We start from the raw sequence: 22,773 nt of genomic DNA on the forward strand, positions 1-22,773 counted from the left end.
TAAATAAGGTTTATTTTTAAACATTACATTCAAAATCATTGATTTAAATATTTATTTCTAGACAAATCATTTAAATCTTCGTAAAATATTTCTCCATTTAATTTAATATAAATAATAGAATCTGAACCTTTTCTTTTGATTATTGAATCTCCAACATTTAACTTATCATAAATATAAAAAGGAACTTTTCTGATAGAATTATCGTTCAATTTGACTTTTTTAATTTTATCATTATTTCTATCTTCAAATAAATCAGAAATTACACCTGAATAATTTTCATTTTTAATTTCGAAATAATTTCGCTCGATATAACTTTTAGAGTTTTCTTGGACAACAGTAACTAAAATTGCAAAACCAATACATAAGCCTAAAATCAAAAGGACTTTAAACTGTATTTCATTGGATTGAATTTCATTATTATTATCTTTTTTCACAAATTAAAATCAATTCGATTTTTTCGCTTTTATCATTGCTTCCAAAGCATCCCACATCTCCTGCGGAATATCTTCCAACATATTGAATTCGCCAGCACCTTGCAGCCATTCCCCTCCATCAATAGTCACAACTTCCCCATTCATATAAGCTGAATAATCTGAAACCAGATATGCGGCAAGATTCGCCAGTTCCTGATGTTCTCCTACTCTTCTCAAAGGCACTTTTTTTCTCATATCAAATTTCTCCTGCAAATCTCCCGGCAACAATCTGTCCCAAGCACCTTTCGTAGGAAATGGTCCTGGCGCAATAGCGTTGAAACGGATGCCATATTTTGCCCATTCAACCGCTAAACTTCTCGTCATTGCTAAAACCCCTGCTTTTGCACAAGCCGATGGAACAACATAAGCTGAACCCGTCCAAGCGTAAGTTGTTACAATATTAAGAACTGTTCCTGGAATTTTATTATCGATCCAATATTTACCAATGGACAAAGTACAGTTTTTAGTTCCCTTCAAAACAATATCAAGAATAGAATCAAACGCGGAATGCGTCAATCTTTCGGTTGGTGAAATGAAATTACCTGCTGCATTATTCAAAAGAATGTCAATCCTCCCGAATTCTTTTATTGCTGCTTCTTTCATAGCTTCTACCTCATCCCAATTTCTGACATCGCAAGCCACACAAAGAACTTTTCCGCCAGTTTCATCTTCCAATTCTTTGGCTGTTCCTTGTAGTTTTTCCAAGTTTCTAGAAGTGATTACGACTTTTGCTCCAAGCTGAAGAAAGTACTTGGTCATTGCTTTTCCAAGACCACTTCCGCCTCCGGTTACGATGGCTACTTTATCTTTCAGTGCGTCTTCGCGCAGCATTGGTTGTGTGTATAGATTCATTTAGTAAATGATTTTTGATATTAATAAAAGATTAATTTGTGCCTGTGGTAAATTTAGATTTTTATTTTGAAATGGGAATTAAAAAAAGATATGCTTAAAATACGAAGACACGATTATAAAACAAAAAAAAGAGTACTTTGGCTCGCTTTCTTAATAACTTACCCTTCCACTTCAAAAAGCAAACGCTCTCCGAATTTTTCTTCATTGATTTTTCCGTTTTCGTAAACCAGATTTCCATTGACGAAAGTGTGTGTTACTTTAGAATGAAATTCTGTTCCTTCCAACGGACTCCAACCACATTTGTAGAGAATATTTTCTTTCTCAACCGTCCAATTTTGATTTAAATCAACCAAAACCAAATCTGCTTTATAACCTTCTCTGATGAAACCTCTCTTTTCAATTCTGAACAAAATCGCAGGATTGTGAGCCATTTTCTCAACGATTCTTTCCAAAGAAATTTTCCCGTTTTTGTAATTCTCCAACATAACAACCAAAGAATGTTGAACCAAAGGTGCTCCGGAAGGACATTTGGTATAAACATTCTGCTTTTCTTCCCAAGTGTGAGGTGCGTGGTCAGTTGCAATCACATCGATTCTGTCATCCAACAAAGCTTCCCAAAGTCCGTCTTTGTCTTTTTGCGTTTTTACAGCTGGGTTCCATTTGATTAATCCACCTTTTGTTTCGTAATCTTCATTAGTAAAAGTTAAGTGATGTACGCAAACTTCAGCGGTAATTTTTTTATCTTTTAAAGGAATATCATTTCTGAAAAGTTCAGTTTCAATCGCCGTTGATAAATGGAAAACGTGAAGTCTCGCTCCAGTTTTCTTTGCCAATTCGATTGCTTTTGAGGATGATTTATAACAAGCTTCTTCACTTCTTATCAAATGGTGGAATTTCACAGGAATATCTTCGCCATATTCATCCAGATATTTTTGGGTATTGGCTCTAATTGTTGCTTCATCTTCACAATGAACGGCGATCAACATTTTGGTATTGCTGAAAATATTTTCCAGCGTTTCCGGATTGTCAACGAGCATATTTCCTGTGGATGAACCTAAAAACAATTTAATTCCGGGAACATTTCTGGGGTTTGTTTTTAAAACTTCTTCGAGATTATCATTGGTTCCACCCATCATAAAACCGTAATTGGCAAAAGATTTTTGGGAAGCAATTTCATATTTGTCAGCCAACAACTCCTGAGTTACCGCATTAGGAACTGTATTTGGCTGTTCAATAAAACTTGTTGTTCCACCTGCAATCGCAGAACGGGATTCAGATTCGATATCACCTTTATGAGTCAAACCCGGTTCACGAAAATGAACTTGGTCGTCAATTACTCCCGGCAAAAGATATTTTCCGGAAGCATCGATAATTTGGTCTGCTTCTTCGGAAATATTGGATTCTATTTTGGAAATCAAATCGTTTTCGATGAGAATATCACTTTCAACTATTTTTCCTTCGTTGACGATTTGGGCGTTTTTTATTAGGATTTTCATTTTACTTTTTTAGATAGAAACAAAATTAAGTTTTTGAATCGATAAAATTAAACCACATAGGCACATAGATTAAAAAGTTTAATATTAAATAGTTTCAAATTCTATTTTTTCTAATTAAAATTTAAAATATTTCTATTTGTCTATGTGGTTGAGATTAATGCAATCATAATTAATATTTGATTAAATTGCTTCAAAATTCAAAATAATGTCTCCGAGAAAATTAATTTTAATTCTACCTGTTTTATTCGCATCATTATTCAACTCTCAAAAATTAGAAAACTTAGCGAAATTCGTCAATCCAATTATCGGAACCGAAAAAATGGGACATACTTTCCCAGGCGCAACTGTTCCTTTTGGAGCTGTCCAATTGAGTCCGGAAACTGATACTTTATCTTATGAAATCAATGGAAAATATAATCCTGATGTTTATAAATATTGTGCAGGTTATCGTTATGAAGACAAAACAATTGTCGGATTTTCGCACACCCATTTCAGTGGAACTGGACATTCGGATTTGGGAGATTTTCTGATAATGCCAACAGTTGGAAAAGTAAAATTAAACCCTGGAACTGCGCAAAATCCAGAAAGTGGATTCCGTTCCAGATTTTCTCATCAGAATGAAAAAGCAGAAGCCGGATATTACAGAGTAAAACTCGATGATTCAAATATTTTAGCGGAATTGACAGCAACAACAAGAGTTGGATTTCATCAATACACGTTTCCAAAATCTGATGATGCGCATATTATTTTGGATTTGATGTCCGGAATTTACAATTATGACGACAAGAATGTTTGGACTTATGTAAGAATTGAAAATGACCACAGAATCACAGGTTACAGACAAACAAATGGCTGGGCAAGAACAAGAACGGTTTATTTTGCAATGGAATTTTCGAAGCCTTTCAAATCTTACGGACAGAAAAATTTTGATTCCAAGCAAGCTTACAGAGGTTTTTGGAGAAAGTGGAATCAGGATGAAAATTTCCCAGAAATTGCTGGAAAGAAAATTAGAATGCATTTTGATTTCGATACTCAAGAAAATGAAAAAGTTCAAATTAAATTTGCAATTTCGCCTGTCAGTCAAGCTAATGCTTTGGAAAATTTACAAAAAGAAACTCCGGATTGGAATTTTGAAAATGTGAAAAATCAAGCTCAAAATGATTGGAATAAGGAATTGAATAAAATCGTTGTCAATACATTAAATGAAGATGACAAAGTTAATTTTTACACGGCGATGTATCACACTTTCATCAATCCGACAACTTATATGGATAGCAATGGAGAATATAAAGGTCTTGACCAAAATGTTCATCAGGCTAAAGATTTTACGAATTATACGACGTTTTCACTTTGGGATACTTATCGGGCTTTGCATCCATTTTTCAATATTATTCAGCCAAAACGAAATAATGATATGGTAAAATCGATGTTGGCGCATTATGACCAATTCAGTTTGAAAATGTTGCCAGTTTGGTCTCATTATGCTAATGAAAATTGGTGTATGAGCGGTTATCATTCGGTTTCTTTGATTGCTGATGCGATTATTAAAAATACATTTACTGGAAATCTCGAAGAAGCTTTGCAAGCTTGTATCGCCACTTCCAACAAAAGAAATTACGAAGGCATCGGCGAATATATCGACAAAGGTTACATCTCTGCAGAGAAAAACGGAACGTCTGTTTCCAACACTTTGGAATATGCTTATGACGATTGGGCAATTGCTCAAATCGCTAAAAAATTAGGTAAAACTGATATTTATAATGAATATCTGAAACGTTCCGAAAATTGGAAAAATGTTTTCGACAAATCTATTGGTTTTATGAGACCGAGATTGTCTGACGGAAGTTTCAAAAAAGAATTTGATTTGCTGAGCACGCACGGACAAGGTTTTATTGAAGGAAATTCTTGGAATTTCAGTTTTTTTGTTCCTCACAATCCGAATGGTTTGATTGATGCGATGGGCGGAAAAAAGAAATTCGGGGAAAATCTGGATCAATTATTCACTATGCATTTGCCAGACGAATTTTTCGCTGACACCGAAGACATTACACGAGAAGGAATTATCGGTGGTTATGTTCACGGAAACGAACCTGCGCATCACGTCGCTTATCTTTACAATTTTGCAGGACAACCTTGGAAAACTCAAGCTCAAATTCGCAAAATTCTGACAATGCAATACAAAGCAAAACCAGATGGATTGGGAGGAAATGATGATTGCGGACAAATGAGTGCTTGGTATATTTTCAGTAGTTTGGGATTTTACCCGATTTCGCCCGGCACTGATGAATATCAAATTGGAAGTCCAAGTGTGAAGAATGCAACTTTGAATCTTGAAAATGGAAAATCATTCGAGATTGAAGCTAAAAATCAATCTGATAATAATGTTTACATCGAAAAAATAGAACTGAATGGAAAAGCTGTAAAAGATTTCACAATCAAACATCAGGATATTATGAAGGGTGGAAAACTGACTTTCTATATGACCAACAAACCGAAGAAATAAAATTGAATTTTGACAGAATCCATTAATTTTGCAAAAATTTTCGAACTGAAATCAAAATGAAGAAACTTCTCGGACAAACCGCTCTTTATGGATTAACGACTGTGATTATCAGACTTTTCCCTTTCGTTATCAATCCAATTATTACGAGAACTTTTGGACCTACAGCGTATTCTCCATTTGCCGATTTTTATTCGGTGGCTGGCGTTATTGCTGTGCTTCTAACCCACGGAATGGAAACGACTTTTTTCCGTTTTGCTTTGGACGAGAAAGATGACAGAAAACTGATTTCGACTTCATTTTTCAGTGTTTTAGCTGTGACTTTGGTTTATTTGATTTTCACATTATTGTACAGACAACCATTGGCGGAAGCTTTCAAAACGCCGGACCAAGTTGACTTATTGGCAATCTTAACAGTGACTTTGGCTTTAGACGCTTTTTGTGCAATGCCTTTTGTGATGCTAAGAAAGAATGAAAGACCGTTGAAATATGCGGGAATCAGAATCACAAATGGAATTATAAATTTCCTTTTAGTTGTTTTTTTCATCATTATTCTACCAAAATATCCAAACGGAATTTTTGGTTTAAAATACAACTCTGATTTTGGAATCGGTTATGTTTTTGTTGCGAATCTTGTTGCGAGTTCAATCACATTTTTGATGTTGTCCCAAGAATTATTAATCGCAAGAATAAAGCATTTCTCTTGGGAACTTTGGAAAAAGATGATAAAATATTCCTGGCCAATTACCATTGCCGGACTGGCTGGAATTATTAACGAAACGTTTGATAGACAGTTCCTTAAATTCCTTTTACCTGAAGAAATCGGACGTCACGAATTGGGTGTTTATGGTGGTGTTGCAAAGGTTGTGACTTTTGTGATTTTGTTCAGACAAGCTTATTCATTGGGAATCGAACCATTTTTCTTCAGTAATTCTAAAAGCAAAAATGCCAATCAAACTTATGTGAGATTGATGGATATTTTCATTGCTATCAATTGTTTAATTGTCTTGTTTTTATCAGTAAATCTTGATTGGATTGCGAAAGGTTACATCAGAAACCCTGAATATTTTGAAGGAATATCAATCATTCCAATTTTATTCTTCGCCAGTTTATTCTTAGGAATCTATCTTAACCTTTCCATCTGGTACAAACTAACAGACAAAACCATAATTGGTGCTTATATATCAGGAATTGGTGTTTTAATAACTATCCTTATTAATTTCTTTTTTATTCCCAAATATGGTTATTGGGCATCGACTTGGGCAACCATTGCGAGTTACTTCGCAATGATGGTTATCTCGTACATTTGGGGACATTACAAATATCCAATTCCTTACAATATTTATAAAAATGTAATTGTAATTCTTATTACAATGGTAGTGTCTCTTTTATATTACCAATATTTAAAAGAAAATATTTGGTTGGGAAATGTTATATTTCTACTTTTGGCAACCTTCTTGCTAAGAAAGGAAAAATTAATCCCTGCTAAAGTCCTTAACAAGTTAGGCATAAAATAACAATTCAAACCCGCTATTAACAAGCTAATAGCCAACAATTTTTAAAAAAAATATGAAAATAATAGTTCCAATGGCTGGACGTGGATCCAGACTTAGACCACATACTTTGACGGTGCCTAAACCGCTCATCCCAATTGCGGGAAAACCAATCGTACAGAGACTGGTAGAAGACATTGCAAAAGTTGCCAATCAACCTATCGAGGAGATTGCTTTTATCATTGGAGATTTCGGGCCGGAAGTAGAGGCTTCTCTTGTAAAAGTTGCTGAAAATCTTGGTGCAAAAGGTAGCATTTATACACAAAATGAACCCCTTGGAACAGCTCACGCGATTAACTGCGCTAGAGAAAGTATGAGCGGACCCGTAATTATTGCATTTGCTGACACATTATTCCGTGCAGATTTCCATTTGGATACCAATGCTGATGGTGTAATTTGGGTGAAAAAAGTTGAAGATCCTTCTGCTTTTGGTGTTGTGAAATTGGACGATTATGGTTTCATTACAGATTTTGTAGAAAAGCCAAAAGAATACGTTTCTGATCTAGCGATTATTGGAATTTATTACTTCAATTCTGCTGAAAAATTGATGAAAGAAATTGACCATATTATGGATAACAATATTATGGAAGGTGGAGAATATCAATTGACAACAGCATTAGAAAACCTAAGAGCAAAAGGGGCTAAATTCTCTCTTGGAAAAGTGGATGATTGGATGGATTGTGGCAACAAAAATGCAACAGTAGAAACCAACAGCAAAATTTTGCAATATGAAAAAGAATGTATGGTAAAATATCCTGAATCTGCTGACATTGAAAACTGTTTGATTATCCCACCATGTTTTATAGGAGAAAATGTGAAAATTTCCAATTCGAAAATCGGACCTAACGTTTCTCTTGGAAATGATACAATAGTTATTAATTCTAATATTGACAATTCATTAATCCAAGAAAATACGATTATCGATCACGGTAACTTAAGCAACTCTATGATTGGTAATTCTGCCAAATATTTTGGAGTAGCAAGAGAGATTTCTTTAGGAGATTATTCAGTTTTGGATTTCCTTTCAAAGGATTAATTCAGCATCAATTATAATTCAAACTTTGTCAGATATCTGGCAAAGTTTGTTATTTTATTTAACTAAGTTTTTAGAAATATTAATTCTTTTTTGGCGTTAATATTGTTAGATCCATTCGAAAAAAATTTATGAAATCATATTTTCTAATCATATTTTCAGCTCTATTAGTTACATCTTGTAGTGTCAAGAAAAACGTAACTCCAGAACAGCCAATTAGCACAACAAAACCTATTGAGAATAACCACCAATTTTTCTCGACAATAGAAAAAAAATCAACTTTTGATGCTGTTAAAATCAACAGTAAAATTGACGCCAGAACAGGTTCTTTCATTCCAACTTTGAATGCAGTAATTTATGTTGAAAATGGACAAAAAGTTTGGATGAATCTTACAGCGGTCATTTTACAAGCTGCCAGAGGCGTTGCAACACCAGAAGGCATCAAAGGTTATTATAAATTGGACAAAACTTATATCGATTCAGATTTTGGTTATCTTAACAAACTTTTGAATGTCAATTTCATTGATTATAATGCTTTACAGAATTTGCTTCTTGGTAAAACTTTCATTCCTGTATCAGAAAAGAATTATAACCTAACGCCTGATATTTCTGGATTTACTTTAACATCAAAAGAAACTCAAAAAATTACTGAAAACGGTAAAACTACAGAGTACAATATCTCTTTGGGTTATGATCAGGATTTAAATTTAAATCACGTTCTTTTAACAAATCCCACTAACAATAATCAACTCGAAATTACTTATTCTAACAGGGTAATTTTAAACAACGAAAGCTTTCCGAAAAATGTTAAAATAATTATAAAAGCTAAGAAAACTGACGAAATATTAATTGAAAATACGAAATTTGATTTTTCCCGGATGGAAACTACTTATTCCGTTCCTGCCAATTATACTAAGACAGAGATCAAATGATTAAGAAATTAAGCTTTTTTATAAGTATCATCCTTTTCGGAAGCGTTTTTGGGCAAAAAGATAAAGAGGTATTGCAAAAGCAAAATGCAGACCTTAAAAAACAAATATCTTCCATCAATGCTTCTTTGAATCAAACTAAAAAAGAATCCAAACTTTCTATTTCATACTTAAATGCATTGAATCAAAAGATTACATTAAGAGAAAAAGTTTATACTAACACACAGAAAGAGAAAAGATTCATAGAAGATGATATATACAAACGTCAGCTGGAAATCAACAAAAACAATCGTGAGTTAGAAGTTCTGCGTAAAAATTATGCTGATATTCTTGTAAAAGCTTACAAAACGAAGGGTGTACAGAATAAAGTAACCTTCATTCTTTCATCTAAAAATGTTGGAGAAGCACTTAGCAGGGTCGAATACCTCAAAAGATACTCTGAATATCAAGATAAGAAGGCTGCTGAAATCACAAACAAAGCAACACAAATCAAAAGAAACATTGCATTAAAGAAAAAATCGATATCTGAAAAAGATAATCTTTTGATTAGTCAGAAAAAAGACCTTGCAACAATAGAAATCGAAAGAAAACAAAAGCAGGATCTCCTTAATGATTTTAAAAAGAATGAGGCCAAATTAACCGCTGAACTTAGACAAAAACAAGCGCAATCTAAAGACTTAGAACGTCAAATTAGAAATATCATTGCTGAAGAAATCCGACTTGCTAAAGCTAAAGAAGAAGCAGAAAGAAAAGCTGAAGCCGAAAGAAAAAGACTGGCAGATATAGCTGCTAAAAAAGAAAAAGAAAGAATCGAGGCTGAAAATAGAGCCAGACTGGCAGCTGCAGAAGCAGAAAGAAAAAGAGCAGAAGCAGAATCAAAAAAAGCAGCAGAACTAGCAGCTAAAAGAATTGAAGAAGAAAGAAAATTAGCAGAATCCAACAAAACGGCTGAACGGAAAGCAGCAGCCGAAAAAGCAACCAGAGAAGCAGCTGAAAGAGCAAAAGCTGCATCTGAAAAACTGGCAGCAGCCAAGGCCAATGAAGCAGCCATCAACAAAAGGAATGAAGACGCAAAAGATGAGGCTGAGAAAAAAGTAATGAAAAGCTATGGCGTTGGATCTACTGTTGGAAGTAATTTTGCAGATAATAGAGGCCGTATGAGTTTCCCAGTGGACAAAGGAACCGTAACGCACAGATTTGGTAGACAGCCACATCCAGTATTCAAAAATATTGTTGAAGAAAATATCGGTATTAAGATTGCTGTATCCCCTGGAACAAAAGCAAGATGCGTATTTCCAGGTGTAGTTTCTAGCATTCAGGCGATTAACGGAAGCAGAACAGTGGTGGTGAAACATGGGAATTACTTTACTGTATATTCCAATCTTGCAAACACACTGGTAAGAGCCAACCAGCAAATATCTGCTGGAACTTTAATTGGAGAAGTTGGAAGCGATTTTGATGAGTCCATTACGCTAGATTTTCAGATTTGGAACGGAACCACACCAGTTGATCCTTTAGGCTGGGTTTCGTATTAAAAAATAATTTAACTTTGCAAAAAAATTGAAATGACAATATCCACAGTTATATTAAGTCTTTCTTGGCAACATATTTTAATTGTTGCTTTGATATTACTTTTATTATTCGGAGGTAAAAAAATCCCAGAATTAATGAAAGGTTTAGGCTCAGGTATCAAAGAATTTAAAGATGCTGTAAAAGACGAAGACAAGAAGAATAACGACTCTTCTTCTTCTCCCAAAAATCCGTCTTAATTAAGAGAAGCATTTGAATGAATTTGACAGAAAAAGCTTGGGAAATCTTTAACCAATCGGTTAAAGATTATCACATTACAGACAACGTAGATTTGCCAGAAAACAATCCATACCAAGCTAATAGTTTGGAATGGATTTTGTATTCAAAAAATTGGATTGATACCGTTCAATGGCATTTGGAAGATATTATTCGAGAAGAAGATATTGACCCCATAGAGGCTTTAAAAATAAAAAGAAGGATTGATAAACTCAATCAAAAAAGAACAGATCTTGTTGAGCAAATCGACTTTTGGTTCTATAAAAATTTTGAGACCATTACTCCTAATTCTGATGCCAGAATCAACAGCGAAACACCAGCTTGGTCTATCGATAGATTTTCTATTTTATCCTTGAAAATTTATCACATGTCTATAGAAGCTTCTCGTGAAGATGCTTCTGAAGAACACAAATTACAATGTTCTCAAAAACTACAAATCCTTTTGGAACAACAAAAAGATTTGTCAACAGCTATAGATCAGCTGCTTTCTGATATAGAGAACGGTAAAGTTAAGATGAAGCTTTATAAACAAATGAAGATGTATAATGATGAAAGTCTTAACCCAATCCTGTATCAAAAAATGCAGAAAAAATGAAAAGTTTTTTTAAACTTTTAACGACAATATTAATTATCAATGTTGCTGGTTCTTGTTCTACCAGCTCAGCCGCATCAGAAGAATTGTATGGTGATTCTTTATCAGACACCTATGCATATCTCACTCCAGAGGCAATAGTTTATGCTTCATCGATTTCAAATTTAGTTTCCACTTTTCCTAAATTCAGAAACGATGCTGTAAATAGAGAAGTTGGAGCTTTGAAAAATTCCCTTACAGATTACTTAACAGCCGTTCGTAATTTCAACCAATCTGATAAACACAAGTCATTAGAAGGATTTGAAAAATCATATAAGAAAATTCAGAAACTTAGAAAGTTTTTGATCAAAGATGATGACGAAGTTTTGAACAGATATATGGTTAAAATGAAAACCAACATGAATCTTTTGGAAGCTTCTCTCAACAAAAGCTTGGAAACGACTTCTATGTCTTCCAATTAATTACACCAATATTCGATGTTAAATATACAAGCACAAGCGAATGTTCCCACAGAATTTGGAGAGTTCAAAATGATGGCTTTTTCTGAAGACGATAAAAACTGGATGCCACATATGGCTCTAATTGCCAAAAATACAGATTTAGAAAAACCTGTTAATGTGAGAATTCATTCTGAGTGTATCACCGGCGAAGTTTTTCATTCTCAAAAATGCGAATGTGGACAGCAACTTAATTCCGCAATGCAATTTATGCAGGAAAATGGAGGCATAATTATTTATCTAAGGCAGGAAGGTAGAAATATCGGAATCATCAATAAATTGAAAGCTTATGCCCTTCAGGAAAAAGGTTTTGATACTGTTCAGGCTAATTTGGAATTAGGATTACCTGCAGATGATAGAGATTTTGGAATCGCCATAGAAATGCTGGAAAAAATCGGAATCAAATCTTTGAATCTAATGACTAATAATCCGGAGAAAATTCAAATTATTAAGGATAGTTCAATTAATTTCAACTCAAGAATTCCGCTTCAAATCAAATCAAATGAGTCAAGCGCTTCTTATTTAAAAACAAAGAAAGATTTTTTCGGACACCTTTTGGATGATGAAAACTAAAATCTTTAATTCATAGAAATAAAAAAACCCGTCTGAGACGGGTTTTTTTATTTGATATAAACTCAAATAAAATTATTTTTTCTTTCCTTTTACAGGACCAGCAACAGCAGTAGCCAAATCAGCACCAGCCTTAAATTTAGCAACTGTTTTAGCAGCAATTTGGATTGGTTTTTTTGTTGCAGGATTGATACCTTGTCTAGCAGCTCTTTCAGATACTGAGAAAGTTCCAAAACCTACTAGAGATACTTTACCATCTTTTTTCTTAAGAGTTTCTGTTACATTAGCAACAAATGATTCCAAAGCTTTTTTTGCAGCAGCTTTTGTGATTTCTGCATCCTTCGCAATAGCGTCGATTAATTCAGACTTGTTCATAATATTTATTAATTAAAGTTATGTTGTTATAGCAAATATAAGACAATTTTGATATCACGCAAATATTTTTAAAGAATTTAGTGAAAAATATATCTTTTATTTTATTATAATGAATTTTTATTAAAATCAATTTTACCGAAAACACACGTTTTACACTACTCTATTTTTAATAATTCCCCACTATTAATCAACAATTGCGCCAAAACATAATTAGTAATATTAATATTCATAAATTCATAATAATTGCTATTTATTTTACGAGGTTTTATTTTGACTTTTTAGGCACAAAATTTTTCAAAACTTTTATTTATTTAGCGTAAATTTGCACCTATGTTTATCGAAGTTTTTAAATCGAAAATTCACAGAGTCCGTGTCACAGCTTCGGATCTTGATTATATTGGGAGTATCACTATTGATGAAGATCTTATAGAAGCTGCAGGCCTGATTGTTGGGGAAAGAGTTTACATTGTGAATGTGAATAACGGCGAGCGTTTTGACACTTATGTAATCAAAGGAAAAAGAAAGTCTGGCGAAATCTGCCTAAACGGACCCGCTGCAAGAAAAGTCCAAAAAGGCGACATCATCATCATTATTGCGTATGCACAGATGAGCCCAGAGGAAGCTAAGGATTTCCAACCAAAAATCGTTTTCCCAGACGAAAAGACTAATCTTCTAACATAATTTCTCGATATTTTGGAAGAAAAAAAACCATCGGTTCTAAAAAACCTTCTCACAGTTTTAATCTCCATTGCAATTGCGGGAGTTTTTCTTTGGGTTGCTCTCAGAGGGTTGGACTTTGATAAAATCAAAAGTTCTTTGCAAAAAGCCAATTATCTTTGGGTAGCATTTGCAGCAGTTTTTGGAGTTTCAGCTTATATTTTCAGAGCTGTAAGATGGAATCTTCTTTTGGAACCAATGGGTTACAAAATTTCCAATAGCAATTCACTTTGGTCACTTTCTTTCGGATATCTGATGAATCTTACAATCCCTAGAAGTGGAGAGGTTGCTCGTTCTACTGCACTTTATGGTGTTGAAAAAGTTCCGGTTGACAAATCTTTTGGAACTATTATTTTGGAAAGAGTTGTTGATTTGGTTTGTATGGGGATTTTCGCATTGCTGACTTTGATTTTCAAATACGATGCGCTTTTAGCTTTTTACAAATCTGCAACTCAACAAAAAGAGCAAACACAAACTCAATCTGATTCTAACACAAGTTACATCGTTTTAGGTTGCATTGTTTTTATTCTTATTATCTTCTTTATTTTCAGAAAATCATTACAAAAACTATCTCTCTATAATAAAATCATTGGTTTTGGTAAAGGAATTTTTGAAGGTTTGAAATCAATTTTAAAACTTCGTCAAAAAGGAAAATTCATCCTTCTTACCGCAGGCATTTGGATTTGCTATTTCTTCGCTTCTTACTTAGTTTGCTTTTCCCTTCCAGAAACTTCGAACTTTACGCCAGCTGATGGATGTTTTATTTTAGTCGTTGGAACATTAGGAATGATTATCCCTGCAAGCGGCGGAATTGGAGCCTTTAATTTAGCTATGAAATTCGGATTCACAGCATTATTCATTTCTATGGGAAAAGACGCGATTGAAGGCGGAGAATTAGGCTTAGCCTACTCTTTCATAACTTTACCTTTGCAAATCATCATTATGCTCGTAATGGGTTTAATTTCAATTCCGATGTTGGCAAAGAATAGAAAGATTTAATTCTAAAAAAAGAGCCAAATATTCTTTGACTCTTTTGAATGTTATTCTATTTTAAATCATCAAATTTTTCCTTCATTGTAGGATTTCCGTAAGTCAGTTTTTTGATGGTCAAATCTTCCGCTTTGTTATTGGCAAGACGCAGATTATTAACAGAAGAAAGCAATGCATCTTTTGTTTTTTGAAGATGAATTATCGTTTTATCAATTTCATCCACCGCAGTCTTAAACTGTCGACTCGCTAATTCATAATTCTTCGCAAATCCTTCTTTGAATACATTGATTTTTTCTTCAAAATTGGTAATGTCAATATTCTGATTCCTCACTAAAGCGAGTTCTTTTTTATACTGCAGTGAGTTCATAGCAGCATTTCTCAAAAGTGTGATAATCGGAATAAAAAACTGCGGACGAACCACATACATTTTTGGGAAACGATGCGAAACATCCACAATACCTGTGTTATAAAACTCATTTTCGGTTTCCAGCAAAGAAACCATTACGGCATATTCGCATTTTTTTTCACTTCTGTCTTTGTCTAGTTCCCGGAAAAAATCATCGTTTCTTTTTTTAGTTGCAGTCTGGTCAGCTTCATTTTTCATTTCAAACATAATTGAAATGATTTCGTTACCCGAATCATCAAATTCCTTAAAAATAAAATCACCTTTACTGCCGGAACGCGAATCATTATCCTTTTCGAAATAAACATTTGGAAACGCAGTAGCACGCAATTTATTAAACTCTATTTCGCAATGTTGTTCCAAAGTTTCACCAAGCATTTTGGTAGAAAGTCTGGCTTTCATATCTTTTACACGGTCGATTTCTTCGTCTTTAAACTTGATAATCGCATCTTTTGATTTAAGCTTTTCATCAAATTGTTCTTTCAAAGATTTCTCCGAAAGTTCTTTTTCTAAATCTTTATTTCCTAACTTGTTACGAAGTTCAGTTTTCTCTTGCTCTAGATTATTTTTTTCTTTTTCAACTTTCTGAACAGCTTCTGAAATCGCTAATTTTTTCTCTGTTTCAGCCTTTTCAATTCTTGCTTTAAGCTCCAAAATTTCTTTTTCTTTTTCAGAAACTATTCCTGTAATCTCTAATTCTTTAACCGATTTTAATTGAGAAATCTCAGCATCCTTTTTAGAAAGCTGTTCTTGCAAATGACTTTTGAATTTTTCTTTAGTAAGTTCAATCTCGCTGTTCTTTTCTCTTTCAGCCAGCTTCAAACGCTCCTGCAATTCTTCTTCAAATTGATGATTGCGAACTTGTTTCAGAATCTCAGCAAATCCAGCTTCGTCAACTTTAAATGCTTTTTTACAATTGGGACAAATTATCTCGTTCATAATGATTTCGGTTTCGTTAAGGCAAGGTACAAATTAATCAATAATTTTTTGAAATTTAAATCTTCATCCAATACAAATCACACACGGTAATTTTTTTGACATTATTAGATTTAAACCTTCGATTTAGTTAAATTTGTAATGTGAATCCCAATTTAGAACTTCAGCTCAAAACTCTTCCCTCGGAACCTGGCGTTTATCGTTATTATGACAAAAACGATCAGCTTTTGTATGTCGGGAAAGCCAAACATCTTAACAAAAGAGTTCTTTCTTATTTCAACAAAAATCAGAACGGCTATAGAACCAGAATAATGGTTTCTAAAATCCACAGATTGGAAACTACTGTTGTGAATAGTGAGTACGACGCGCTTCTTCTGGAAAACAACTTGATAAAAACGCATCAACCTTTCTACAATGTGATGTTGAAAGATGATAAAACCTATCCGTGGATCTGCATCAAGAATGAGGATTTTCCAAGAATTTTCTTGACAAGAACTAAAATTAAAGATGGTTCAGAATATTTTGGTCCTTATGCGAAAGTGAGACCTGCCAGAATCTTACTCGACACCATTAAGAATCTTTATAAAATCAGAACTTGCAACCTTAATCTTTCACCTGAAAAAATTGCTGAAGGCAAGTACAAAGTCTGTCTAGAATATCATATCAAAAATTGTAATGGACCTTGTGAAGACTTGGAATCTAAGGAAGATTACGACGAAAAAGTAGAAGCCATCCGAGGAATCATCAAAGGGGATTTCCGTTTCGCGAAGAAATATCTGGAAGAAAGAATGTATCGTTTTGCTGCGAATTTGGAATTCGAGAAAGCGCAGATGATAAAGCAGAATATCGAATCTCTGGATGATTATCAAGCGAAGCATACGGTTGTGAATCCAAGTATTGATGACGTGGATGTTTTTGGGATGACAAGCGATGAAACCGCGGCCTATGTCAATTATTTTAAAATCAGAAATGGTTCTATTGTTCAAAGTTTTACAACGGAAATCAAGAAAGTTTTAGAAGAAACGGATGAAGATATTCTGGAAGAAGCGATTGTGGAAATTCGTCAAAAATTTGATTCTGGTTCGAAAGAGATTTTAGTTCCATTTCATTTAGGAATCGAAATTCCGAATGTGAAACTTATTGTTCCAAAAGTCGGCGACAAGAAAAGAATTGTAGAACTTTCCGAAAAAAACGCCAAAGAATATCGTGTAGAGAAATTGAAACAAGTTCAAATCGTAGACCCAGAAAGACATACGAACAGAATAATGGCTGAGATGCAAAAAATCCTACATATGCCGGTTGAACCAAGACATATCGAAGGTTTTGACAACTCGAATATCCAAGGAACCAATCCTGTTTCGGCTTGTGTTGTGTTCAAAGACGGGAAACCGAGCAAGGCAGATTACAGAATTTTCCATCCAAAAACAGTTGAAGGTCCAGATGATTTCAAAACAATGGAAGAAGTTATCTACAGACGTTACAGAAGATTGATTGATGAAGGCGAACCATTACCTCAGCTTATTTTGATTGACGGTGGAAAAGGTCAATTATCTTCCGCGGTCAAAAGTTTGAAGTTGCTTGGACTTTATGGGAAAATCACAATTATTGGCATTGCAAAACGTCTGGAAGAAATTTATTTCCCAGAAGATTCGATCCCATTGTATATTGATAAAAAAGCAGAAACACTTAAGATTCTTCAACGCGTGAGAGACGAAGCCCACCGTTTTGGTGTAAAACATCACAGAACGAGAAGGAAAAATTCTACCATAAAATCTGAGCTTGAAGAAATCCCAGGCGTTGGTGGAAAAACAATTGAATTACTTTTATCAAAATTGAAATCTGTAAAAAGAGTAAAAGAAGCAGATATTGTAACTTTGGAAGAAATTCTTGGAAAATCCAAGGCAAAAATTGTCTGGGAGTTTTTTAATTCTTCGGAGAATTGATAACATTACAACTATCGGAAATCTTCTTGTTAATTCTTATCTTTGCAACCTAAATTTTAAAAATGAACAAATACATAAAATTTGTAGTCGCTTCAATCATTATCGCTTTAGGCGTTTATTTGATGTTCAACCGTAACATCGGCTGGGGAATTGTTTTGGTTGTGCTATCTGCAATTCCAATCGCACTTTTCTTCAAAAATGAAAATATTCTTTTAGCTTTTTGGCAACTGAGAAAACAAAATATGGAAAAAGCTTCTAAATTTTTGGCGAATATCAACAATTATCAATCTCAGCTTCACAAGAGCCAATACGGTTATTTCCATTACCTACAAGCGTTAACAACAGCTCAGGATAATCCTCAAAAAACAGAAGGATTAATGAAAAAAGCTTTAGATTACGGCCTTAACATGAAGCACGACAGAGCAATGGCAAAACTGAATCTAGCGGCGGCGGCACTTTCCAAAGGTAGAAAAAATGAAGCTCAAAAACTATTAGATGAAGCTAAACAATTGGATTCTGCAGGAATGATGACTGACCAAATCAAAATGATGAAAGACCAAATGAAAATGCCGACGATGCAAAAACATATGCACAACCCCAATATGAGAATGAGAGGAAAATTCCACTAAGAAATAATTTAAAGGATTGAAAGTAATTTCAGTCCTTTTTTATTTTTAGGAGCAGGAACTGTTTTCCGCTCACACTCCTCGCTCTGGCGCTCTTCTTCCTTCGCGTCATCACTGCTGGGCAACCGCTACAAAACGAAGTCTAGACGATTCCCTTAAATAATTATAAAAAGAAAGAATCAATCAGGGCTATGGATTTGTAATCCAAACAAAGATTTGTCAACAAAACAGAATTACATCATTTCAAAGGAATCTAGATTTTTGAAATTTTAAGGAATAACAAAAGTGCTTTCTACAAAAAAAATTGTGCTTTATGGTTTGGAAAATATCAGCTCAAACCTTTCCTTTCTTATAAGTCTCCAAAGCTCTTTCTCTGGCAAATTTATGTTCCAGGATTCTGTCATCCAAAACATTTTTCTCAAAATCGGGATTTCATTTTCGGATATATCTCAACGCTTTATAGAATTTTTTCGTCTGCTCATCTGGATTTCGAAGCTTCAGACAGACCTTTATTATCCTCTAAACGAAGGTCTTGGCGAAAACAGAATATTGATATTTTTTGCATTGATAATTTTATAATCAATAAAAAATTAATCCAAACTTCCCAAATAGAACAATCCCAAACATTGCTGATTTTCTTCGATTTTCAAAGAATCTTTGAGATGATTGACTAATTTTGGAGAACTCCAATAACAGCCGATTCTGTTGGCTGTGCAAGTGAGATACATATTTTGAACAGCCATAGATGTTGCAGCGATTTCTTCCCAATCCGGAACCAATCCACTGAACTCAACCACAATCGAAATTACTGCATTAGCTTTTGAAATTTTAAAACCTATATCATTATATTTCTTTTGTAAAAACTGAAATTCTGGTGTTATTTCCTTATAAATATTCTGAAGTTCCTGTCCTAGATTTTGCTTATCTTCTCCTTTGAAAACTTTAAAACGCCAAGGTTTTGTACGTTTGTGATTCGGAGCTAGAACGGCATTGCTGAGAATTTCGTCAATAATATGCTGTGGAATTTCTTTGTCTGAGTAATCTTTTGGGAAGATGCTTCTGCGCTCTTCTATAATATGTTTGAGAATTGTTGCGTTTTCCATAGTTCAAAGATAAGGGAAAGAAGAAACAAGAGCAAAGTAAAAAGGAACAAGATAAAGATTAAAGTGAGAATATTCAGGCATCTGACATCCATTATCTGATTTTAAAGAATCTCCACAATCTCCTGATGAATTTTATTAAGGACAAAATCGTCACCGATTTTATTCCCCAGCATTATCTGTGCCATTGGACTTTCGGGAGAGATAGCATAAAAACGGTCGCCTTGAAAGAAAAATTCTCCCAAAGAAACAGAAATATAAAAACGTGCTTTGTTGGTAATGACAAGCGATCCCAATTTTACAACATCAGATTCTGAGTTCAGGACTTTTCGCATTTGGTTTTGCATACTTTTCAGAGAAACCATTTGTCTATCCAAATGATAAATCTCTTCTTGAATTTCCTCTCTTATCGAATCGTATTTTGATGTTTTTTTGATGTCTCGGCTGGCTTCCAAAGAAAAATTGAGATAAAATTCCAATGTTTTAACTTTCCCCGAAAGAGAGTCATTCACAAAATTCCGTAATTCACTTTTATCATAAAATGTCTTCTGCATAAATCCAATTTTAAATAAAGATAAAAAATATTTTTTTGGAATTGAGTTTATCTAAATATGGAATTTTAAATGATTTTATTAGAAATTTTAAAAATAAGGTTTAATCAATCAAATCATACTTCCGTTTCGCCCATATTTTACAAGGCTTAATCCATTCATCGGAAGCGATGTATAAAAATCCGTGTTGCAAACCTGTGTTTAGTTCGATTTCTTTGAATTGATTGATTTTTAATTTTGAAGTTTCTTTTCGTTTGATTGCGGTAACTCCAAAAATGTCAGATTTTTCATAAATGGTTAGAATATTTCCGCAAAATTGGATTTGAGGAAATTCTTCAATGTCTGAATCCTGAAAACAGCCAATAAAAACAAAATTCAAATCTGGATTTTTAGCAAAAGTGGAAACGAATTGAGCAATATAGCCACCTTTTGAAGTTCCTATAATTGTTATTTGACTGGGCTTAATTCCCTTTGAAATTAAACTGTCAATTTGATATTTTACTTTCTCAGCGTATTGGATTCCATTGGTTTTTGTTTTTCTTTTTTCACTAAAAACCATAAATCCGTTCCATCCGGATTGTCTTCCAGAAATTTGTTATGCAAAAAGAAAACATAATTAATTTCTTTATTTATATCGTTTAATTTTTTATTTGATTGACAGCTAATTAATAAAACTAGTATGACGGAAATAGTAGCAGAAATAATTTTGAAATAATTTCTCATTTGTGTTTTGAAATTGGTTAAAAGTTTAGTTTTAGTTTTTGAATTACTCCAAAAGGTCTGGTCTGCGCTCTTTTGTGATTCTTACTGCTTCGTCGTGTTGCCATTCTTCGATTGCCCCGAAGTTGCCGCTCAATAAAATTTTAGGAACGGATAAGCCTTTGTAAGTTTCTGGTCTTGTGTAGATTGGGTAAGATAAAAGATCGTCTTGGAAACTATCTGTCAATGCACTTTGTTCATCATTCAAAACGCCAGGCAATAATCTGATGACAGAGTCTGCTAAAACACAAGCTGCTAATTCTCCGCCAGTTAAGACATAGTCTCCGATAGATATTTCTTTGGTAATATGCAAATCACGAACTCTTTGATCGATGCCTTTATAATGTCCGCAAAGAAAAATCAGATTCTTTTTAATGGAAAGTGTGTTGGCGATTCTTTGATTAAGTGTTTCTCCGTCAGGCGTTAGATAGATTATTTCGTCATAATCTCTTTGGGATTTCAATTCAGAAATACATTTGTCCAAAGGTTCTACCATCATTATCATTCCTGCGCCACCGCCGTAAGGTTCATCATCAATCTGGCGATGTTTTCCAATGCTCCAGTCTCTGATGTTATGAAAATGAACTTCTGCCAGTCCTTTTTCCATTGCTCTTTTTAGGATTGAAGTTCTGAAAGGACTTTCCATAAGTTCCGGAAGTACGCTGATGATATCGATTCTCATGTTTTTTATAATTGATGAATGATAATTGATAAATGATGAATAAAATTAAATCAATTACCAATCATCATTTATACTATTGTTCTGTCGGGTTTTTATTAGATGGCGCAATAATCAGTCGCAGAGAAGAGTCTTTGTTGATGTAGCTCCACATCCAGTTGAAGAAAATTGCGAGTTTGTTTCTGACGCTCAGAATCAGCATCAAATGTAAGAACATCCATAGATACCACGCAAGAAATCCCTGAAATTTAAATTTCGGAAGGTCAACAACAGCTCTGTGTTTCCCAATCGTTGCCATAGAGCCACGGTCGATATATTCGTATTCCTGCCAGTCTTTTTCTGAATTTTTCTTGAAATTCTTAGCCAAATTTTTCCCTTGGTTAATGGCAACATTAGCCACCTGAGGATGACCTTGCGGATATTTTGGCGTTTCCATATAAGCGATATCGCCGATAGCAAAAATGTTGTCAAAACCTTTGACCTGATTGTAACGATTGACGATATATCGATTGCGAACTAAGTTTTCTTTATTGAAATCATCAATGATATTTCCTGTAACTCCAGCGGCCCAAATCACATTGTTAGTAGGGATAGAATTGCCACTTGCCATATTAATGATTTCTCCATCGTAATCCGTAACGCGTTCGTTTTTTAAAAATTTGACACCAAGTTGTTTCAGATAGTCTTCTGCAGCGTTCTGAGATTCTTGACTCATTGCTTCTAATGGTTTATCGCCGGCACTTATCAGAATGATATTAAGGTCGGAGAAATTCATTCTAGGATAATCTCTGGGAAGAATATGGGTTTTCATTTCAGAAAATGCACCTGCTAACTCTACTCCGGTTGGTCCGCTTCCTACAATCACGAGATTCCAGTTTCCATCATCGCTGGATTTTCTTTCGATAATCATCTTTTCGAACGTCATCAAGATATGATTTCGGATAGTAATGGCTTCCTGCGTGTTTTTCATTCCCAAAGCCAATTCTTGCATCTTTTTATTGCCAAAGAAATTGGTTTTACAACCTGTCGCAATCACGAGTTTGTCATAAGTAAAAACCCCATCTTCGCCAATCACTTTATTTTCAGAAGGAATAATCTTCTTAACCTCTGTCATTCGGAATTGGATATTCTTGGACTTTTGAAAGATTTTTCTGAAAGGGAAAGAGATATTAGAAGGCTCGATTCGTCCTGTTGCAACCTGATAAAATAACGGCTGGAACATATGATGATTCATCTTATCGATGACCATTACTTTATATTTTCCTTGATTATTAAGATGTTTTGCAAGTTGTAAACCAGCAAATCCGCCTCCGATAATAACAATCTTTTCCCTCATTGCAATTTTTTTATAAAATTAAGGTTTTTTTATCTGCATCAGTAATAGCAAAAATTA

23 protein-coding genes are annotated in these 22,773 nt (G+C 34.0%); 13 read left to right on the forward strand and 10 right to left on the reverse strand.

Features of this window, described 5'->3' with window-relative positions:
* Positions 1-35: 35 nt before the first annotated feature.
* The 3 genes from V7P73_RS07845 to V7P73_RS07855 all read right to left on the reverse strand — a co-directional run bounded on the left by V7P73_RS07845 (position 36) and on the right by V7P73_RS07855 (position 2,821).
* A complete protein-coding gene (locus tag V7P73_RS07845) occupies positions 36-434 on the reverse strand; it encodes a hypothetical protein (protein WP_333852475.1) in 399 nt (132 codons plus the stop codon).
* A gap of 9 nt (positions 435-443) precedes the next feature.
* Positions 444-1,325 (reverse strand): SDR family oxidoreductase, encoded by an 882-nt coding sequence (locus V7P73_RS07850; protein WP_312760752.1) that lies wholly within the window; start codon positions 1,323-1,325, stop codon positions 444-446.
* Positions 1,326-1,483: 158 nt separating this feature from the next.
* Positions 1,484-2,821, reverse strand: a complete 1,338-nt coding sequence (locus V7P73_RS07855) for a dihydroorotase (RefSeq protein WP_333852479.1) — start codon at positions 2,819-2,821, stop codon at positions 1,484-1,486.
* 205 nt (positions 2,822-3,026) lie between these two features.
* Here V7P73_RS07855 and V7P73_RS07860 point away from each other — a divergent pair, with 205 nt between their 5' ends.
* From V7P73_RS07860 to ribA, 9 genes are all read left to right on the forward strand, one after another.
* Positions 3,027-5,324 (forward strand): GH92 family glycosyl hydrolase, encoded by a 2,298-nt coding sequence (locus V7P73_RS07860; protein WP_333852481.1) that lies wholly within the window; start codon positions 3,027-3,029, stop codon positions 5,322-5,324.
* A 56-nt stretch (positions 5,325-5,380) separates the two neighbouring features.
* Entirely contained in the window at positions 5,381-6,838 is a 1,458-nt protein-coding gene (locus tag V7P73_RS07865; RefSeq protein WP_333852483.1) for a lipopolysaccharide biosynthesis protein, read from the forward strand.
* A gap of 52 nt (positions 6,839-6,890) precedes the next feature.
* Positions 6,891-7,910 (forward strand): sugar phosphate nucleotidyltransferase, encoded by a 1,020-nt coding sequence (locus V7P73_RS07870; RefSeq protein WP_333852486.1) that lies wholly within the window; start codon positions 6,891-6,893, stop codon positions 7,908-7,910.
* Positions 7,911-8,038: 128 nt separating this feature from the next.
* On the forward strand, positions 8,039-8,839 hold the full coding sequence (locus V7P73_RS07875) for a DUF4292 domain-containing protein (RefSeq protein ID WP_333852488.1): 801 nt from the start codon (positions 8,039-8,041) through the stop codon (positions 8,837-8,839).
* Entirely contained in the window at positions 8,836-10,371 is a 1,536-nt protein-coding gene (locus V7P73_RS07880; RefSeq protein WP_333852490.1) for a peptidoglycan DD-metalloendopeptidase family protein, read from the forward strand. Before V7P73_RS07875 ends, V7P73_RS07880 begins: the two co-directional genes overlap by 4 nt.
* A 30-nt stretch (positions 10,372-10,401) precedes the next feature.
* Positions 10,402-10,605: a twin-arginine translocase TatA/TatE family subunit gene (locus tag V7P73_RS07885; protein WP_333852492.1), complete on the forward strand. Its 204-nt coding sequence runs from the start codon at positions 10,402-10,404 to the stop codon at positions 10,603-10,605.
* Between the two features lie 17 nt (positions 10,606-10,622).
* Positions 10,623-11,237 carry a DUF4254 domain-containing protein gene (locus V7P73_RS07890; protein ID WP_333852493.1) on the forward strand — a complete coding sequence of 205 codons (615 nt, stop codon included), beginning with the start codon at positions 10,623-10,625 and terminating at the stop codon, positions 11,235-11,237.
* Complete coding sequence (locus tag V7P73_RS07895; RefSeq protein ID WP_333852494.1) at positions 11,234-11,695, forward strand: hypothetical protein; 462 nt, start codon at positions 11,234-11,236, stop codon at positions 11,693-11,695. The genes V7P73_RS07890 and V7P73_RS07895 overlap by 4 nt, the downstream gene beginning before the upstream one ends.
* Before the next feature lie 15 nt (positions 11,696-11,710).
* The gene (gene ribA, locus V7P73_RS07900; RefSeq protein ID WP_333852495.1) at positions 11,711-12,304 is read left to right on the forward strand and encodes a GTP cyclohydrolase II; all 594 of its coding nucleotides are present in this window, start codon (positions 11,711-11,713) and stop codon (positions 12,302-12,304) included.
* A 72-nt stretch (positions 12,305-12,376) separates the two neighbouring features.
* On the opposite strand, the gene V7P73_RS07905 is transcribed toward ribA, so the two are convergent.
* Complete coding sequence (locus V7P73_RS07905; RefSeq protein WP_333852496.1) at positions 12,377-12,676, reverse strand: HU family DNA-binding protein; 300 nt, start codon at positions 12,674-12,676, stop codon at positions 12,377-12,379.
* A 330-nt stretch (positions 12,677-13,006) separates the two neighbouring features.
* On the opposite strand from V7P73_RS07905, the gene panD reads away from it, so the two are divergent.
* Both panD and V7P73_RS07915 read left to right on the forward strand, forming a co-directional pair.
* On the forward strand, positions 13,007-13,357 hold the full coding sequence (gene panD / locus V7P73_RS07910; RefSeq protein WP_074236846.1) for an aspartate 1-decarboxylase: 351 nt from the start codon (positions 13,007-13,009) through the stop codon (positions 13,355-13,357).
* Between the two features lie 9 nt (positions 13,358-13,366).
* The gene (locus V7P73_RS07915; RefSeq protein ID WP_333852686.1) at positions 13,367-14,392 is read left to right on the forward strand and encodes a lysylphosphatidylglycerol synthase transmembrane domain-containing protein; all 1,026 of its coding nucleotides are present in this window, start codon (positions 13,367-13,369) and stop codon (positions 14,390-14,392) included.
* Positions 14,393-14,438: 46 nt separating this feature from the next.
* Here the strand turns inward: V7P73_RS07915 and V7P73_RS07920 are convergent, their stop codons facing one another.
* Positions 14,439-15,725 carry a DUF2130 domain-containing protein gene (locus V7P73_RS07920; protein WP_333852497.1) on the reverse strand — a complete coding sequence of 429 codons (1,287 nt, stop codon included), beginning with the start codon at positions 15,723-15,725 and terminating at the stop codon, positions 14,439-14,441.
* A 140-nt stretch (positions 15,726-15,865) separates the two neighbouring features.
* On the opposite strand from V7P73_RS07920, the gene uvrC reads away from it, so the two are divergent.
* Complete coding sequence (gene uvrC / locus V7P73_RS07925) at positions 15,866-17,665, forward strand: excinuclease ABC subunit UvrC (protein WP_333852498.1); 1,800 nt, start codon at positions 15,866-15,868, stop codon at positions 17,663-17,665.
* Between the two features lie 62 nt (positions 17,666-17,727).
* Positions 17,728-18,294 (forward strand): DUF2892 domain-containing protein, encoded by a 567-nt coding sequence (locus V7P73_RS07930; protein ID WP_333852499.1) that lies wholly within the window; start codon positions 17,728-17,730, stop codon positions 18,292-18,294.
* A 587-nt stretch (positions 18,295-18,881) separates the two neighbouring features.
* On the opposite strand, the gene V7P73_RS07935 is transcribed toward V7P73_RS07930, so the two are convergent.
* The 5 genes from V7P73_RS07935 to V7P73_RS07955 form a co-directional block, all read right to left on the reverse strand.
* A complete protein-coding gene (locus V7P73_RS07935) occupies positions 18,882-19,394 on the reverse strand; it encodes a nitroreductase family protein (RefSeq protein ID WP_333852500.1) in 513 nt (170 codons plus the stop codon).
* Between the two features lie 101 nt (positions 19,395-19,495).
* On the reverse strand, positions 19,496-19,945 hold the full coding sequence (locus tag V7P73_RS07940; RefSeq protein ID WP_333852501.1) for a hypothetical protein: 450 nt from the start codon (positions 19,943-19,945) through the stop codon (positions 19,496-19,498).
* A gap of 100 nt (positions 19,946-20,045) precedes the next feature.
* Positions 20,046-20,501 (reverse strand): hypothetical protein, encoded by a 456-nt coding sequence (locus V7P73_RS07945; RefSeq protein ID WP_333852502.1) that lies wholly within the window; start codon positions 20,499-20,501, stop codon positions 20,046-20,048.
* Positions 20,502-20,708: 207 nt separating this feature from the next.
* On the reverse strand, positions 20,709-21,383 hold the full coding sequence (gene trmD / locus V7P73_RS07950; protein ID WP_333852503.1) for a tRNA (guanosine(37)-N1)-methyltransferase TrmD: 675 nt from the start codon (positions 21,381-21,383) through the stop codon (positions 20,709-20,711).
* A 73-nt stretch (positions 21,384-21,456) separates the two neighbouring features.
* Positions 21,457-22,716, reverse strand: coding sequence for an NAD(P)/FAD-dependent oxidoreductase (locus tag V7P73_RS07955; RefSeq protein WP_333852504.1), 1,260 nt, complete (start codon positions 22,714-22,716; stop codon positions 21,457-21,459).
* Between the last annotated feature and the right edge of the window lie 57 nt (positions 22,717-22,773).

Origin of the sequence: Epilithonimonas sp. (assembly GCF_036780765.1) — a bacterium.
GTDB lineage: Bacteria > Bacteroidota > Bacteroidia > Flavobacteriales > Weeksellaceae > Epilithonimonas.